Raw genomic sequence first — 14,873 nt, forward strand, 5'->3', positions numbered from 1 at the left:
ACGAAGCTGATGAACTGCTCGTCGGCCACACCGCTGACCGGCTGACAGGGACTTTTGCCAGGCACAAAACAAAATGTGGGAGGGGGATTGCCCCCGATAGCAGTGGGTCAGCCACAGATAAGCTGACTGATACACCGCCATCGGGGGCAAGCCCCCTCCCACATTGTTAACTGCATTTCAGGGCTATTGCGCGCCGCCCATGGCACCGGCTTTGGACATTACGAAGCTGATGAACTGTTCGACGGTCATCTTCTGGCCGTTGAAGGTCACTTCGTTGTTGGCGTAATGCAGCTTGGATACCACGTCGGTGCCCACCAGGGTTGCCAGTTGAGTGCCCACGGCCACGCCGCTGACCATCTCGGCCGCCATTTGCGATTGCTGTTCGATGGCTTTAGGGTCAGTCACGCCGCCGACCTGGGCTTGCAGCGCGGCCACGTCGCTGATCATCGGTTTGGACAGGGTGAGATTGGCGTCCAGCAGCGCAATCATCTGCTTGCCCAGCTCAACCGGTGGCAGTTCCATGGAAGCCGGCTTGGCCAGGTCCAGGACAAGGTTGAACTTGCTCTCGCCATGGGTGGTTTTCAGCGACAGGTTTTCCACGGCCACTTGCGGCTTGGCGGCCAGCACCTGGTTGACGTTGGCTTCAGCCAGGGTCTGTTCGGCCTCGGTCAGTTGCAGCTCGGGCGCGGGTTGACCGGCAGCGGCGGCGGCTTGCACCGGCTGCATCTTGTCCTGGTAGAGCTTGGTCAGCACCAGCATTGCCGGGATGTCGACGTTCTTCATACTGACGGCCATGGCGGCCGAGCCCACAGGTTTACCCTGGTAACCGATCTCGTCGATCTTGTAGTCGACGCGGCCGGCCAGGTTGTTGTCCTTGGTCTCGCTGGAGTCTTTCTGCTCGAAGCCCTTGAGGGTCAGCACAGACTTCTGCGGGCCGAAGGTGACCTTGGTGTCGGTCAGTTCGATGGTGTTCTGGCCGGTGTAGAAACCGAACGTGGATTTGGCCAGGTTGCTGGCAACGGTCAGGCCGGCCAGTTCAGCTGCGAACGCGTCGCCATTGGCATCGACGGCCGCGACCTTGAGGCTGTTCATGTAGCCGTCGGCCTTGACCTTCTGGCCTTCGGCGCTGCTGTCGAATTCCAGGTTGGCGCCGGAGAAGCTCACCGAGGACTTGTCGTCCTTGAATTCCAGGGGCAGCAGTTCGACGTTGCCGTTGACCGAACGGCTGTAACCGATATTGGCCACGCCTTTGAGCGGCGACACGTCTTTGGCGGCGGCGAACCATTGTTCGGTGGTGGCGTTCTTTTCCAGTTCGTAGTGACTGGTGGCCATCACCGGCAGCCATTTCAGGGTAACCAGGCGCGAGAACGGCAGCGGGCCGTGTTCGATATGGTCGACGAACAGCAGCTCGGGGTTGGGGTTTTGCTCGCCGAACACACGGCCCTGGCCTTTGAGGCGGTAATGGGCGGTGCTGCTGAACACACCACGGTCCAGGGAGACCAGCTCCAGGGACACGCTACCGTCCACGCCGGCCATGGAGGTCTGCAGTTCCTTGTTGGCGTTCTGGATCGCGGTTTGCAGGACCGGCTCCAGTTGTTTACCGGTGTACCAGGCGCCGCCTGCACTGACGACGCCAACGGCGACAACAAAACCCAAAAGAACGACTGCTGGCTTATTCATGAAGTGACCTGATCAAATCCTGTGAGAAGTGGGCTGTCTTCCTTGAACCCCGGAGGGGTCCTTGTAGGAGCGAGCTTGCTCGCGAAGAACTCATAGGCACCGCGTTTATTCAGAATGCACGCGTTATCGTTGAGGTTTTTCGCGAGCAAGCCCGCTCCTACAGTAGTGGCCCGTGTGGCCGAAAGGCTGGGGAAGATTAGCACTGGCGGGCGCAAACGGCCCAGCCTTTCAGAGGGATCAGTTCATCAGGAGTTCAGGAGTACTCCAGCTCTATTTCATCCAACTGGTGATCAAAACTCTTCAGGCGCGCCGTCCAGGTGTAGACCAACACCTCGAACTCACGGTGTATCACCGCGTTGCCGGGGGTGTCGGTCTTGGGGTCGCAGAAATCCAGCTGATAGCGCTCGCGGGCCATCTGCGTGGCGACATCGGACAATTCCCGCGCGTTATTCAGCCAATGCCTGCCGTCAGCGACCTGTCGATCCAGCACGACGCATTGCGTCTTCAGCACTTCGAGGCTTTTTTCCAGGGGCGTGCCGGTGAGGTCGCCCATGACTTCCTGGAACGTGCGACCGGGTTGCCAGTAGCTGCCCCAGAAATAGCGGTCAAACACGGTTTCGACACGGCGCAGGGCCACCTTGGTGTCCCAGATTGCGACGCGGGTCTTGCCTTGTTCCAGCAACTTTCGCTTCACGCGTTGGTTTTGATAGGAGGCCCAGGCCACCACGCCGATGGACAAGGTGCCGATCACCAGGCAGGCGCTGTCGAGAAAGACCATAGCCTTGTCGAGTTGGTGGGCGAGCATGACCCCGTAGAAATACGCGGCCGATAACAGCACCAGTGCGAAGAGCACGCACCAGAAAGCGGGAGCATAAGGGTTTTTCATTATTGGAATCCCCATGAGCAAACGCGAGCAGTGTCAGGTGAGGCTTCACGACGCCTCACCTGACAAAGCATAGCTATCACCTCACGGTTTGCCGGGTTTTATCCCTTGCGTTCGTCCGCTTTCCCAGCCGCCGCCCAGCGCGAGGAACAGGTCGATCTGGCTCATCGCAACCTGGGTGTTGGCCGCCGCCAATTGCGCGCGCATGGCGGTGTAGGTGCGGGTCGCCTGCAGGTCGGCGAGAAACGACTCGCGCCCGGCCTGGAAAAAGCGGTGGGTCTGATCCGCCGCCTCGCGCGCCGACCGCTCAGCGTCGGCCAGCGCTTCACGGCGCTGCAGCATCGCGGTGTATTGCGCCAGGCCGGTCTGGGTTTCGCGGATAGCGTTGAGCACCACCCCGTCGAAATGCGCCAGGGCGCCCTGGGTCGCGGCTTCGGCTTCGTGAATGCGCGCGCGGGCGCCGTTGGTTGGCACTGTCCAGCTGATCATCGGGCCAAAGCCCCAGCGATTGGTCGCAGGCTGGCCGAGGTTGTCGAGCAGGCCCACCGTGCCCACCGTGGCGCCGATGGCGATGTCCGGGTACAAGGCGCCGGTGGCCACGCCGATGCGCGCGGTCGCAGCGGCCAGCTGGCGTTCGGCCTGGCGCACATCCGGGCGGCGCTTGAGCAACGTCGCACCGTCGCCCACCGGCAACAGCTGGGCGATGTGCGGCAACTCGGCGCAACTGCCGGTGCCGGCCGGCAATTGATCGAGGGGCTTGGCCAGCAGCATCGACAGACGGAACAACCCGGCCTGACGCGCCGCTTCGTAGCGCGGCATATCGGCGCGCAGGGATTTGTATTGGGTTTGCGAGCGCGTGACCTGGGTTTCATCGCCACGGCCGGCGTCGCGCAGGCGTTGCGTGAGCTTGGTGCTTTGGGCTTGCAGGTCGAGGGACTCGTTGGCGATGGCCAGCTCTTCGTTGGCGGCGCAGACCTGGGTGTAGGCGCGCACCACATCGGCCACCAGGGTAATGCGTGCGATATCGGCGGCCGCCTGGGCCGCATCGGCGTTGGCCTGGGCGCTTTCGATGCCGCGCTGCAAGGTGCCGAACAGGTCGAATTGATACGAGGTGGTGATGCCTACGCTGCCGATGTTGCCCACCGGCACTTTGTCCGCCAGCAGGAAGGCCTCGCCGGACTCCTGCAAACGCTGCGCTTCAGCCTTGGCCCCGGCACTCCAGCCGCCGGCGGATTCGGCCTGCTGGGTCTGGTAGCGCGCGCGTTGCAAGTTGGCCGCGGCCACGCGCAGGTCGGTGTTGGAGGCCATGGCCTGGCGCACCAGTTCATCCAGGCGCGGGTCTTTGTACAGCTTCCACCAGTCCGTAGGCACGGGCGCCGACACCACGTTATTGCCCTCGCCGGCGATGGCACCTTGCAGGTCGTCACGGTTGACGGCGGCCGTGTCCGGCAACTTGTAGTCCGGGCCTACCGCCTGGCAGGCCGACAGCAACACCCCCAACGCAGCGGTGGCCAGCAGTTGCTTCATGGCGGGTCTCCGGCGCTGGCCTTGTCGTCGATGATCGACACGGTCGCGGTACGCCCGGCGATCATGCGGAAGTCCGCCGGCACGTCATCGAAGGCGATACGCACCGGAATCCGCTGGGCCAGGCGTACCCAGCTGAACGCCGGGTTGACGTTGGGCAGCAGGTTGGAACCGCTGCTGCGGTCGCGGTCCTCGATACCGGCGACGATGCTCTGCACGTGACCATGCAGGCGGGCGTTGTCGCCGATCACGCGGATATCCACGCCCATGCCGACATGGATGCCGTCCAGTTTGGTCTCTTCGAAATAGCCGTCGATATGGAAGGAGTTGCTGTCCACCACCGACAGCACCGGCCGGCCGGCGGTGACGAATTCCTGGGCACGCGGCGCGCGGTCGTTGACGTAGCCGTCCACCGGGCTGCGGATCACCGAGCGGTCGAGATTGAGCTGGGCCGAATCCACCGTCACCTGCGCCTCGGCCAGGGCCGATTGGGCACGGGCCACGCGGGACTGGCTTTCTTCCAGTTGCTCGCTGGGCACCAGGTTGCCCAGGCCACGGTTACGCTTGTACTCGCGCTGGGCCTGGGCCAGGGTTTCCTGGCGGTCGGCCACGGCGGCCTGGGCCTGGCGCAGGGCCAGCTTGAAACGGTCCTGATCGACGGCGAACAGCACCTGGCCTTTGCTCACCAACTGGTTGTCGTGCACATCGACACGCTGGATCAGCCCGGACACGTCCGGGGCGATCTGCACGATGTCGGCGCGAATGTGGCCATCACGGGTCCAGGGCGCAAACATGTAGTACATGACCATGCGCCACACCACGACGACCGCGAAGCTCACGATCAACAGCGTCAGGACGACACGGCCGATAGTCAAAAAAGGTTTTTTCATGTCATCAGATATCGACTGAGTGAGTCCACCGCGCCCAGCAACAGCGCGTACAGCCCCACATTGAACAATGCCCGGTGCCAGACCAGGCGATAGAAGTGCATGCGCGTCAACAGCCCGTGCAGCACCAGAAACAACACATAGGTAATGCCCATCAGCACCAGCAGCGTGGGCAGGAAGACGCCGCTGATATCCAGGTCACCGATCATAGGGGCGCTCCATCCGGTAACGGCGCTTCGATTTCCGTGCCGCCAATGAACTCCACGCCGGGCAACAGCGCCAGGCGCAGGCCGGCCAGGGCATGCAGCAGGTGCAGGCGCGTGTCATCGGCGTCTTGCAGGCCCTGGCCGTTGAGGGCGCGGCGCGTGCGGTCCAGGGTCATCAGCAGACCGCTGGGCGCGGGCAAGCGTTCACCGGCCTTGAGGCAGGCCTTGAAATAACCGCCCACGCCTTCCACCACCTGGTTGAGCAGCACGCGCGGCACGCCGAGGATGCGCGGCGAGTAGGCGAGCAGATCGAGCAGGTTCAGCGCCACGCGCAAGTCGCGCAGGGCGGTGCCGGTGTCCTGGCCCGTGAGGCCCAGGCGCGGCAGGTGCTGCATCAGGCGGTCGAGCATTTGGGCGGCCATGTGCCGATGTTCGGCCAGGGTGGCGGGCTCGGTGAGGCTGACGATGTCGCGCCAGCTGAAACGGGTCAGGCGCTTGGCCGCCAGTTCGGCGCCGAAGGGCCGTGCAATCAGGGTCCATACAAAGGCAAACAGCAGGCCCACGGGCCCGGCCAGATTGACGTTGGCGAAGTTGAGGAAATCCGCGTCATAGGCGCCCTGGATGCTGATGAACGACGAGGTGTTGACCAGCGTCAGCAGCATGCCCAGGTAGAACCGTGGCTGCACGGTGAGGGTGCCGATGCAGATGAACGGCACGGCGAACGCCAGCACCAGCATGGGGAAATCGTGCAGGTTGGGCAGCACCAGGAACAGATAGAGGCTGGCGAACAGCACCGACATGGCGGTCCAGAAAAAGAACCGATAGATCTGCGGCGCGGGGTCGTCCATCGAGGCGAAAAAGCTGCACGCCACCGCCGCCAGGATCACCGCACTGCCGCCGTCGGTCCAGCCCAGCAAAATCCACAACACCGAGGCGACGATGATCGCGGTGACGGTGGAAAACGCCGAGTAGAACATCAGGCCACGATCCAGAAATGGCGTGAGCCGGCCCAGGCGCCAGTGGCGGTAGACGGCGCGCCAGGTGTCCTGGCTTTCGCACTGAATGGCGGCTTGCAGGCTGCGGCAGTCCTGCCACAGGTCGACCCACTCGCCCAGGCGGTACAGGGCGTTGGAGAACAGCAGCGTGTGGCGGTCGTCGAGCGCTGCGCCCTGGGGTTGCGCGGCGTCGATCTTGTCACGCAGCACGCGCCAGCGTTCCAGTGGCGCGGTTTCGGTGGTGCTTTGCAGCCAGGCGTTGGCGGCTTGCAGCAACGGCGTGAGCCGATCGAGAAATTGCGGCGCGCGATGTTCGATGGCATACACCGCATCGTCCAGGGCATCAATCACCGGCAACAGGTGAATCATGCGCCCGCGCAATTCCTTTGTGTTGCGCACCGTCTGCGGCCGCGCGCCTTCGTGGGGCAACTGGCCGATCATCAACTCGAGGGTGTTGAACGTGGCGACCATGCCGCCGCGCAGGCCGCTGACGGCTTCAGGCTCCACATCGCGGGTGAGAAAGCGCTGGCTGTAGACCTGGGCGTCGGTAAACCACTTGGCAACCGAGCCATCGAACACCGGCATCAGGCGACGCGGCCAGAACATCGCACCCACCACGGCCGCCACGGCGATGCCGAGGAAGATTTCCTCGGTACGCGCCTCGGCCACATCCCACACCGCCAGGGGGTTGTCCACCACCGGCAGGGCAATCAGCGGCAAGGTGTAGCCGGCCAGCATCAGGGCGTAGCTGTTGGCCGTGCGCAGATGCAGGGAAAGGAACAGCAAGGTGCCCGTCCACAGGGCGATCACCACCACCAGAATGTAGGGTGACTGCACGAACATCGGCACAAAGAACACCGCCGCCGCCGCGCCCATCAAGGTGCCGATTGCACGGTACAACGCTTTGGAACTGGTGGGGCCGACAAACGGGCTGGAGACGATATACACCGTGGCCATGGCCCAATACGGACGCGGCATTTGCATGAGCATGGCGATGTACAGCGCGATCATCGACGCGGCGAAGGTACGCACCCCGTAGAACCAGTCGCGGGCAGGCGGAAAACCGGTAAAGAATCCGTTCAAGGCGCTACCGCCTCGGCCGCCTCGAAGGCGCGCAGCACGCGCAGCGCGGCTTCCAGATCGGTGGCGGCGATGTCCACCAGGACTTCCTTGCGCAGGCGCACCAGTTGCGCCTCCACCGCCTGCACCAGCTCACGGCCGCGCTCGGTGAGGCTCAGGGCCTTGGCGCGACGGTCATGGATGTCTTCGGTGCGGCACACATAACCGTCGCTGCACAGCCGGTCGAGCAGGCGCACCAGCGACGGGCTTTCCATGCCCGAAGCCTGGGCCACTTTGACCTGATGCACACCGTCGCCCAGGCGGCCGATCATCAACAGCGGCACGGCGCAGGCTTCAGAGATGCCATAGCTCACCAGCGTGGCCTGGCAGATTTTGCGCCAGTTACGGGCGCCCACCACCATGCTGCTGCTGAGGTTCATCTGGAGTTGTTCGAGGGATTGAGACACTGGATAGTTCGCATACAGTTAGTTTGCTAACTATTAATATGGTGGATGCGTCCGAATGCGTCAAGTTTTGAAACAACTTGGCGGATGGGTGGTGGCGGCCCAGACATTGTGCGTGTCCAGGCTATAAGCCTGCTCATAAACCCCGTCAGGAAAAACCACCTCGAAACTGTTGATGTTGGCGGCGATATCCACCACAGCGCCCAGTTCAATTTCGTCGCACGCGGCGATCCAGTACTTGGGCGCGTTGTTCTCGAGTTTGAATGAGGCGGTCAGGTTCGGCCCGGTCGGTGTGAGGAAGGCATCTCTGCCGTCGATGGAGATGCCCACCACGAATCCTTTCTCCTGCACGGATGTGTCGCTGTGGATGACCATCGAGCCCGTCGGGCTGGCTGCAACAGGTTTGCTGAAGACGGGGGTGTGGTGCAATTCGGAAAACGTGACGGTGTTGTGCTCCTTCAAATCGCCAGGCATCTGACCCTCGGCGCTGAATTTGACTCCGCCAGAGAGCACTTCGTGCGCTTGCCACACGAACCCGTATTCAATCGTCCAGTTGAGGCTGACTTCAGCACCCGGTGCCACGTTGAAGGGGGTGACGTACCAAACCAGCGAAACGGTAGCGTGGTGCTGTTCGGGTAACGTCGGGTAGATATAAAACATCCACGGCATGGAGGATTTGTTGTGCAGTGTCAGCGTGTAGGACATTGTCATGCGGGTCTTTCCCCTGTGCCATTGAGCGTGCGTATGGGCCAGTATCTACAGCTATCGCAGCACCGCGACCATTACAGCGCCTTACACGGCATTACAGGCCGCGGTGTGCCGTTGCCAGGCAGATGCGGTGAGTGGATCGGTCAGCCGTTGAGAAAAAATAGCGCTCCAGGCCGGTGCAGATGGTCTGGGCCACATCCTGCTGCAACGCGATGCAGGGCTTGGTGTGCCGGTCCAGCTGTTCGGACCAGGCGATCGAGCCGGTCGCGGCATTGATCAGACGGACCGAAACGCGCATCAGCGCCCCCTCGATACGCACGCTACCCTCCAGCAGGTGGCTGGCGAAGGGCGCTTGGCTCTGTTCGTCACTGGTCTTTGCAAAAGAATAGGTGACGACCTGGTTGCCAAATTCCTTGAACAGTTGGCAGCTCAACTCTTCGTTCAATCCCGGCGCGAACAGCGTACAGGCGAAATCGTCAGTGAGATTCTTCAGGGGTTGAACGGCAAGGAGGTGGCGTGTTTGTGCGCGTGCCACAGCGTCATCGGCGCGTCGTATCAATGGCATGTAGCTTCCGATCGGGATGGAAATGACCACACTGCCGCCGCCGCCGGCGTCCCTGGAATAATAGGTTTTGAGCTTCTCCCGCAGGCGGCCGGCCTGCACGCGCACGATCGGGTCGTCTCCCGTGCTGTAAAAGGCCGGGTCGCGGTCGAAAACATCAATGCCGATCCCATATTCGGTGGTGTCCTGGAGCGTGTCGCTCAAATACCGTTCGACCAGGAAGCGCAGCAGGCGGCTCAGTCGGGGGGCCTTGCAAAACAAGGGGTTGGCCAGCACCTGTAGCAGCGTAGCGCGGATTTCTGCCTTGTCCGGCGGCGCACCCAGCGTGGTCGAAGGTGGTGTCGGCATGGCATCCGGGAGCATGGGGCGTTTTCTCGCGGTGCGGGTGCTGAAACCAGTGACGTTCTCCCGAAAGGCAGCCACAGGGTATTCGCTGGAATCGAGTAAGTCTGACATGGGTCTTACCTTCTGCATGTCTTCCGTTCGTGAACTTGTCCCTGTTAAATCGGACACCCTATTTTTGTGTAAGTGATGTCTGCAATCTAAGCACAAACTCCCTGGACCGGCGTTGTTTCGCAGGTACTTTAGGGCAACAGGCCATCACCCATAAGTATTGTTACGGTAACGTCGGGTCGCCTGTTACGTGGTGATACTTATTGCATGGCAGTGGCTGCAACTAGATTGCACGCTGGAACCGCAATCCGTATCCACGCCTGGGATGTCTTATGGAAAATGCAGCGGTAGCACACAGGGAAACTCCCAAGGGTGCGCTCAGTTTTGCCAGTGAATGTGAGACGAGTGCGGGCGTGTTGCTCGCGGTCAGGGTGCGCATCAGCCGGATCGATCATCCAAAGCAAGGTGATGTCATCGTCATTGAGTTCGATGCCGACGAGGCTGCGGGCGTGTCGATGCCTTTCAACATCCGCTTTGCTGGCGGTTACCTGGCCTATGGCAAGCTGCATTTGAAGCGCGAAGCGGGCACTGAAAGCGCTGTGGCGGTTCTGCGGGCGGAGGTGACACAGGGGGCCGAGGATGCAGCCGGCAAGACCAGCCATGTCGAGTTGGCGCGCTTTGCGGTAAACCGCCCCCAACCATCACCCGAACCGGAACCAGGGTCAGGGCCAGAACCAGAACCCAAACCACCCAGGCCGACGCCCGAGCCGATCAGGCCGCATGCGCTTGATAGTGCGCTCTTCCCCTATTTGTACATCCGCCAATGGCCGCTTATCAGTGCGGCCCAGAAACAACTGCGTTTCCTCACGTACGTGGTGCCGCAAAACGTGCCGGCCCAGAGTTTTTACGCCCAGTTTTCGGCCTGCTCCAATCGAATCGAGATGGACAGCCTGGCCCTGGGCTTTATTCATGGCGTAACGCCGTACGAGAACCAGTTTGTAACGCAGGCGGATCTCTGCACCGGCACTTATGCGCAGTTATCGCGCCTCAAGGAGACGGTGCTCACGTCGGATTACGATCCCTATACCGTCAGCACCTGGATCTCGGCCAACATGGCCTCTGGCGGGAGCCTGCCGCCCGCTTATGGCGCGGATGTGGAGCGCCTCTGGGAAAGTTATTTCGCCTTGGTCGTCGCGCCGTGGAGCGAGCCAGGGTTGCTGCCGCACCTGTGCGGGTCGCTGGTCATGTCCCATCTGCTGGATTATGTCTACGCGCCGCCGCCCGGTACGCCGCCGCTCACGTCAGCGGCACTGCATGCGTTGATGCAGGCGTCGATCACTTTGCCCGAAGGTTTTTTTGCGCCACCGCCCATCAATGACCCGCCTGTGCAGGCGTCGCCTTCGGCCAAGGACCTGCCGCAAAGCGTAGGCGGCTGGATTGAGCCGTGCTCCATCGGCGACTTGCAAATGGTGCGTCAGCGCCTGCTGCGCTATGTGCCCGGCGAAATCGCCGCCATCGAAAACCTGATGCGCGGCGAGCGCAAAGACATCAGCCGACGGCGCACCCGGCGCCAACTGGATGTCAGCCTGGCGCAGACACTGGATGAGCAGGTGTCGGACGACAGTGCGGTCGACACCCGCGATGATTTGCATGCCGAGACCATCCGCACCATCGCCGAAAAAACCACCAATAAAACCTATACCAACCTGACCACCAGCTACGGGCCGCCGACGTTGGCCATCGTCAACGGCGGGCCGGTAACGACCACCGTGCAGCAGGGTCCGAACAGCGATGACGAGACCCGTTTTGCCCGTGAAGTACTGAACAAGACGGTCAACCGTATCAGCCGCAGCGTGGGCAACCTGCGTGGCAGCAGCGTGATGCATGAAACGGCCGAGACCATCACAAGCACCATCGACAACAGCGCCGGCGCCGGTAGTCGCATTTACGTGCTGCGCTGGGTCAATAAGGTCTATGAAGCGCGCGTGGTCAACTACGGCCGTCGGCTGATGGTCGAGTTTGTGTTGAGCGCGCCGGCCGCAGCGTATTTTCGCGAGGTGACGCCGGGCGAACGCGTGGCTTTCGGCCCGCCACGGTCACTTGAGGAACAGGGGATCGATAGCTTCAAGCGGATCACGCCCGAGAACTACGCGCGCCTGGCCGCTGAATATCGCAGCACTGCCATCAGCCCGCCGCCGGAAGCCCGGCGCGATGTCTCGGCGTTACTGGGGGAAGGCGAGTCGACACTGGTTGCCGTGCCGCCTGGATATCAACCGCAAATTGCCACGGCCCGGGCCTTGGCCGCGCCCGGGGTAACCTGGCCTTTGGTCATGGTTGGGATCAAGACCCTGGAAAGCCCCTACACGCCGGTGGTCATACCGTTCGGCTCTGGCCATAGCCTGGTCATCGCAGTAGGCACCGCGCAGACGGTCGCCTCGCCGCAGGCTGAGAAACCGGTAGTACCAGTACCGGTGCCGGTGCCGGTGCCAGATCCAGCACCTGCGCTAACGCCCATACCAACACCAACACCTGCGCCAACACCTGCGCCCGCGCCCGCCCCAGTACGGGTGAATGTGATCGTCAAGTGTGTGCCCACGACCAGCGCCATGGACGAATGGCGTATCAAGACCTACAACGCTCTGCTCGAGGCCAGGCAGGCGCTGTGCGCGCGCGGCGACGGCCTTGATCTGCCGGCCGCTCGGGAGCGCTCGGCCCTGGCGGCACGCCGGGTCGAACGACGGGCGCTGCGCCGCGGTTGCCTGGACGTGCTGCAGCGACGTTGCGCCGAGTTGACCGGCGACCTGGACCCGTCTGCGCCGACGTTCGCGGGCGGCACCCTGGCGGGGCCGGGACGCGTGCAATTTATCGACGATCTGTTCGAATGGGATGAGATGAATATTCAGTTCTATCGCCAGGAGGACGGCGCGCATTATCCGTTGGCAGTCGACGATGACGGCGAGGCTCTGTCGCCATTGGCGGCCTTCCAGGCTGCCGATCTGGCCCGGGTGCTGGTGCCGGCCCGGCCGCGCAAGGCCTTGTCTGTGCTCTACCTGCTATCTTCCGGCCAGCTCTGGCAGGCGGGCGATGACAGCGTACCGGTCGAAGCCCACGACGTGGCCACCGTCAACGCGCTGAAGTCGAGCGAGACAGCGCACGACGGCGCTCAGTGCGTCGGCCAACCCTGGGAGATCCTGGTGCCCACGGCGATGCAAGTGATCGACGGCGTTTCCCTGGAGGGCATTCTATGAGCAGGCGTCACGGCGCGTGGCCGATGGGCCTGGTGTCGGACGGCAGCTTGCCGGTCGGGGCGGTGACCGCCTTCGCGGGGGCTGTGGGCACCCCGGTGCCGAATACCGCCAAACCTGCAGACGTAACGGCGGACAGCAGCCTGCTCCCGATTGAGGCATGGGGCTGGATGTTATGCGACGGGCGCGAGCTTGAAGTGAGCGTGTACGAGGAGCTGCACGCCATGCTGGGTTACCTGTACGGCGGCAGCGGCGCGACCTTTCATATCCCCGATTACCGTGGCACGTTCCTGCGTGGCAACGATTGTGGCGCCCTTAAGGACCCGGACACCGCGATACGCACCGACCCCACCGGCAGCGCTAAGGTCAAGGCGGGGATCGGCTCGCGCCAGACTGCCGCGATGCTGACTCACGAACACACCTATCAAACCGTGCCCGTGGCCGTGCAGATCGTCGAAGCCGGCTCGGCAGACAGCGCCACGCCTGGGCAGTCGGTGACATCGGCACCGACGGACGCCCAAGGCAATGTGTTGAGCGCCGGTGTCAGCCAGTTTGAGACACGCCCCAGCAACATTGCAGTCAACTACTTGATCAAGTTCACCAGCGGCGCTGGCTCCCCTTGGGCACAGTTGTGGCTGTGAGCGGCATCGACAGCGTTTTCCCCTTTCATTCGATACTTGGCATTCTGAACGGCGGACACCATGGGCAATTCAGCAGAACCGATAACCGACACGGATGTTGCGGCGCGCCAGGAGGCGCTGCGCCTCGATTTTGCGGTGAGCCTGAACGAGGAACACGTCACCTTGCAGGTCGCGACGCAGGTCGCATCAATCGCGCTGGGTGAGCGCACCCACCATTACAGCGTGCTGGCGCTGGCCAGGCATCGCTTGCGTGACGCCGAACGCGGGCTGGACCTCTCCAGCCAGGGATGGATCGAGACGGCGGAGCTGGCCCAAAGCCTGGGCATCGACGAGGCGCACTTGAATATCCACATTTTTCGCGCCCGCACCCAGTTCCGAAGGGCCATCGCGGCCACCGGCCAGGCACCCGAGCTGATCGAGCGGCGGCGTCGCGAATTGCGCATTGGCAGCCTGTACTTTCAGATCACGCGGGGTTCGGCACTGGAGGGCCGCTTCTGGCCGTCAACCCACTAGGATGGGAGCAGGGCGGGCCACAATTGCGGGTACCCGCCCTTGTTATCGGTGGTCGCATAGTTCGAATCAATCGCTATCGGCAGCTTGCTCGAGACTGCTTTGGGCGGGATCGACTGCACCATTTGGTAGCCGCGCCCCGGAATGTCCGGCACGCTGCTGATGGATTTCCAGTAGGCCTGGAACGGCAATTGGTAGAGCTGCTCGCCGCTCAGTCCGCTATTGGCGCCGACATAGAGGCCGGGCGAGTAGCCCGCGTCTTTCACAGCCAGGAACCAGGCATTGCAGTAGTCAATCACCGCCTGCGCCGCGCTTTTGATATTGACGTTTTCCAGGTCCATCCAGACGCTGACGCCGTGGGGTATGCCAACGGTCTGGGCGTGGGCCACGGCGTATTGCCCATACTCTTTGCCCAACGCGCCGGTCGGCGACCAGGGGTAGAAGCGCACGTGCTGCACCGGCATCAGCCCGAGGCCGTGTTGTCGGATAAGCAGCGCTTCGTCGGCACTCAGATCGCCTTTGTTCGCGTTGTCCTCATGGGAAAGGTAACGCAGGCAAAACCCGTAATGACGCGAAACAAACTCCAGCACCATCTTTTCATCCAGCACGCTATCGGTATCAAAACCCTGGAGCGGTGGCGGCACGGTGGCCTTGCTGTTGCTCGGGGCTGGGTGGCCGCTCAGGTGCTCTGCAGCCCCCAGGCAGCGAACGCCTTTGGTGCGGTCGGCATAAATGCCGTTGCAGCCGGTTTTGATGTCGGTGAGTGTCGAACTGCGATTTTTTGCCTGGTTGAAGTATTGCTGTATGCCGGCCCAGATCGCGGCGGTGCCGCCCTTCAGTTGGCCGCCGGTACACGCATCCAGGCTCAAGGGCGCGCTGCGGAGTGCGCCGCTCAATGTCGAAAACGTGGCGGCCTGGATGGCCGCCAATTGGTCGAGAGTGCCTGGCAGGCTGCAGTTGAAGTGAGCGCACCAGGACGATCCGTCACTCATCCGCGCAATCATTCCTACGCCAATCGAGCAGTTATCGGTACCGATGGAATGCCCGTAAGGGACTTGGCTCAGCGCCCCCTGGACGACGCGTTGGTTCACGGCAATAGCAGGCATGTGCGTTCCT

General features: G+C 62.6%; 13 protein-coding genes. 3 read left to right on the forward strand and 10 right to left on the reverse strand.

What is annotated here, in order from left to right:
- Positions 1 to 183: 183 nt before the first annotated feature.
- The 9 genes from J1G34_RS23445 to J1G34_RS23485 all read right to left on the reverse strand — a co-directional run bounded on the left by J1G34_RS23445 (position 184) and on the right by J1G34_RS23485 (position 9,424).
- Positions 184 to 1,680, reverse strand: coding sequence for a YdgA family protein (locus J1G34_RS23445; protein WP_065886635.1), 1,497 nt, complete (start codon positions 1,678 to 1,680; stop codon positions 184 to 186).
- Positions 1,681 to 1,933: 253 nt separating this feature from the next.
- Positions 1,934 to 2,566: an NADH:ubiquinone oxidoreductase subunit N gene (locus tag J1G34_RS23450; RefSeq protein ID WP_065894068.1), complete on the reverse strand. Its 633-nt coding sequence runs from the start codon at positions 2,564 to 2,566 to the stop codon at positions 1,934 to 1,936.
- A gap of 81 nt (positions 2,567 to 2,647) precedes the next feature.
- Positions 2,648 to 4,090 carry an efflux transporter outer membrane subunit gene (locus J1G34_RS23455; RefSeq protein WP_065932707.1) on the reverse strand — a complete coding sequence of 481 codons (1,443 nt, stop codon included), beginning with the start codon at positions 4,088 to 4,090 and terminating at the stop codon, positions 2,648 to 2,650.
- Positions 4,087 to 4,977, reverse strand: coding sequence for an efflux RND transporter periplasmic adaptor subunit (locus J1G34_RS23460; RefSeq protein WP_065894067.1), 891 nt, complete (start codon positions 4,975 to 4,977; stop codon positions 4,087 to 4,089). Before J1G34_RS23460 ends, J1G34_RS23455 begins: the two co-directional genes overlap by 4 nt.
- Complete coding sequence (locus J1G34_RS23465) at positions 4,974 to 5,183, reverse strand: DUF1656 domain-containing protein (protein ID WP_065886631.1); 210 nt, start codon at positions 5,181 to 5,183, stop codon at positions 4,974 to 4,976. Before J1G34_RS23465 ends, J1G34_RS23460 begins: the two co-directional genes overlap by 4 nt.
- Positions 5,180 to 7,258 (reverse strand): FUSC family protein, encoded by a 2,079-nt coding sequence (locus tag J1G34_RS23470; protein ID WP_065935374.1) that lies wholly within the window; start codon positions 7,256 to 7,258, stop codon positions 5,180 to 5,182. Before J1G34_RS23470 ends, J1G34_RS23465 begins: the two co-directional genes overlap by 4 nt.
- Positions 7,255 to 7,674: a MarR family winged helix-turn-helix transcriptional regulator gene (locus tag J1G34_RS23475; RefSeq protein ID WP_065886629.1), complete on the reverse strand. Its 420-nt coding sequence runs from the start codon at positions 7,672 to 7,674 to the stop codon at positions 7,255 to 7,257. Before J1G34_RS23475 ends, J1G34_RS23470 begins: the two co-directional genes overlap by 4 nt.
- A gap of 87 nt (positions 7,675 to 7,761) precedes the next feature.
- Complete coding sequence (locus tag J1G34_RS23480) at positions 7,762 to 8,409, reverse strand: hypothetical protein (protein WP_222994697.1); 648 nt, start codon at positions 8,407 to 8,409, stop codon at positions 7,762 to 7,764.
- A 91-nt stretch (positions 8,410 to 8,500) separates the two neighbouring features.
- Entirely contained in the window at positions 8,501 to 9,424 is a 924-nt protein-coding gene (locus tag J1G34_RS23485; RefSeq protein WP_130138986.1) for a hypothetical protein, read from the reverse strand.
- 350 nt (positions 9,425 to 9,774) lie between these two features.
- Here J1G34_RS23485 and J1G34_RS23490 point away from each other — a divergent pair, with 350 nt between their 5' ends.
- From J1G34_RS23490 to J1G34_RS23500, 3 genes are read left to right on the forward strand one after another with little or no spacing between them, the layout of a single operon-like run.
- Positions 9,775 to 12,609 carry a hypothetical protein gene (locus tag J1G34_RS23490; protein WP_222994698.1) on the forward strand — a complete coding sequence of 945 codons (2,835 nt, stop codon included), beginning with the start codon at positions 9,775 to 9,777 and terminating at the stop codon, positions 12,607 to 12,609.
- Entirely contained in the window at positions 12,606 to 13,247 is a 642-nt protein-coding gene (locus tag J1G34_RS23495; protein ID WP_205901652.1) for a tail fiber protein, read from the forward strand. The genes J1G34_RS23490 and J1G34_RS23495 overlap by 4 nt, the downstream gene beginning before the upstream one ends.
- 60 nt (positions 13,248 to 13,307) lie before the next feature.
- Positions 13,308 to 13,760, forward strand: a complete 453-nt coding sequence (locus J1G34_RS23500) for a hypothetical protein (RefSeq protein ID WP_065886625.1) — start codon at positions 13,308 to 13,310, stop codon at positions 13,758 to 13,760.
- Here J1G34_RS23500 and J1G34_RS23505 read toward each other — a convergent pair.
- Positions 13,757 to 14,863 carry a glycoside hydrolase domain-containing protein gene (locus tag J1G34_RS23505; protein ID WP_122463611.1) on the reverse strand — a complete coding sequence of 369 codons (1,107 nt, stop codon included), beginning with the start codon at positions 14,861 to 14,863 and terminating at the stop codon, positions 13,757 to 13,759. The genes J1G34_RS23500 and J1G34_RS23505 overlap by 4 nt on opposite strands.
- Positions 14,864 to 14,873 lie beyond the last annotated feature (10 nt).

This window comes from Pseudomonas sp. Wu6, assembly GCF_019891515.1.
GTDB lineage: Bacteria > Pseudomonadota > Gammaproteobacteria > Pseudomonadales > Pseudomonadaceae > Aquipseudomonas > Aquipseudomonas orientalis_A.